We start from the raw sequence: 1,902 nt of genomic DNA, 5'->3' as shown, positions 1-1,902 counted from the left end.
GCGTTCATAGGAGAGTTGTATGGAACAGACACGCATTGAGCTGCTGAAGAAGCTCACCGAAGCACGGGGCATCTCGGGGCACGAAGACGAGGTCGGGGCCATCCTCAGAGCAGAGCTTGAGGGTCACGTCGACCGGTTCGAGCGCGATCCCATCAAGAATCTCTTTGCGCTCAAGGGCATGGACAAGCCTGGGGCCAAGGTCATGCTGAACGCGCACATGGACGAGGTCGGGCTGTACGTGACCCGCATCACCAAGGAAGGGTACCTCCACATCGGCAAGGCCGGTGGTATCGACGACCGGCTGCTGCTGGGCAAGAAGGTGCTGGTCGGCAAGGACCGCCTTCCCGGCGTCACAGCCATCAAGGCAGTGCATCTGTCCACCCATGAAGAAGTCGAAAACACTGTCATCAAGGCAGACGACATCGTCGTTGACGTCGGCGCCAAGTCGGACAAGGAACTGGCGGGCAAGGTGGCCATCGGTGATCAGATCACGTTCGACACGGCGTTCGGAACATTCGGCGACGGGTATCTGGTTGGCAAGGCGTTTGACGACCGGGTGGGTTGCGCCATCGTGGCCGAGCTGCTCAAGATGGATTGGCCCTTCCCTGTCATCGGGATGTTCTCGACGCAGGAAGAAGTGGGAACCAAAGGGGCCACCGTTGGAGCGTGGCGATACACGCCTGACATCAGCATCACCGTCGAGGGCACCATCGCTGCCGACATTGGCGAGGTCAAGGATTACCAGGAGGTCACCAACCTGGGCGCCGGCACAGTTCTCACCATCAAGGATGGCGGCATGATCACGGACCACCGGCTTCGCAACCAGCTGATCGAGGTCGCGAAAGCGAACGGGCTTCCCTGGCAGTTCAAGCGCATGCCGGCAGGTGGCACGGATGCTCGCAGCATCCAGCTCACCAAGTCGGGTGTACGGGCACTGGCAGTTGCCGTCCCTTCGCGCTACATCCACTCTCCCGTGTCGCTCATCAAGGTCTGTGACTATGAAAACACGGTATCACTTCTTTCAAAGTTTCTGGCACAACTTGCCACCACGGAGGCATAGATGAATGAACTTATCCNNCTGCATATGGACTGCAGGGTGGACGCACTGGGAAACCTGATCTACTGCATCCCCGCCTCAGGAAAGCCGAAATTGCTGGTGTCCGCCCACATGGACCAGATCGGTATCATCATCACGCACGTCGACAAGGATGGCTTCCTTCGTTTCGGCGCGGTCGGTGGGCTTGACCCATACAAGGTCCTGGGGCACCGCTTTGTCTTCGCGAACGGCACTCTCGGCGTGGCAGCTGTCGAAAGCAAGGAGCACAAGACGCTCGAACATCTGACGCTGGACAAGCTGTTCCTTGATATCGGTGCAGTATCGAAGGATGACGCTCTGCTGCATGTCGCCGTCGGCGATTTCGCAGTGTACGCAGGCGACTGTGTGCAGGTGGGTAACCGCGTGACCTCTGCAGCACTCGACGACCGTATTGGCTGCTATGTCCTCATTGAGGCCCTCAAGGCTGCAGTGGGGAAGAAACTGAACTATGAAACATATGCCATGTTCAGCGTGCAGGAAGAGATCGGCATCAAGGGTGCCAAGGTCGGCGCCTGGGGCATCCAGCCAGACCTCGCCATCGCTCTGGACGTCACTGCATGGGGTGATACCCCGGAAAGCTATGTTCTGGACATCAGCCTGGGCAAAGGACCCGCTATCAAGGTCAAGGACGCGGGGATGGTCGCGACGCCTGCTATCCGTGACCTGCTCATTGAGGCAGCAAAGAACCACGGAATCCCGTTCCAGCTCGAGGTCCTCCAGGGTGGCACGACCGACGCGGCTGCCATCCAGACCATAGCCAATGGTGTCCCTACCGGCGTCATCAGCATCCCCGACCGCTATGTCCA

Annotated in this window: 2 protein-coding genes; both read left to right on the top strand. The window is 59.2% G+C overall.

Annotated elements, in window-relative coordinates; translation table 11 throughout:
- Positions 1–19: 19 nt before the first annotated feature.
- Entirely contained in the window at positions 20–1,060 is a 1,041-nt protein-coding gene (locus tag SMC5_RS00850) for a M42 family metallopeptidase (protein ID WP_119119208.1), read from the top strand.
- On the top strand, positions 1,061–1,902 hold an 842-nt coding region (locus SMC5_RS00845), incomplete at its 3' end, for a M42 family metallopeptidase (RefSeq protein ID WP_133299128.1).

The organism is Candidatus Cryosericum odellii (assembly GCF_003570935.1).
In the GTDB taxonomy this organism is placed as follows: Bacteria; Caldisericota; Caldisericia; order Cryosericales; family Cryosericaceae; genus Cryosericum; species Cryosericum odellii.
This window is presented reverse-complemented; position numbering and strand designations above follow the sequence as displayed.

Bases quoted from the DNA above. Each gene is read 5' to 3' on its own strand.
- SMC5_RS00850 (WP_119119208.1), top strand. From the start codon at position 20: ATGGAACAGACACGCATTGAGCTGCTGAAGAAGCTCACCGAAGCACGG.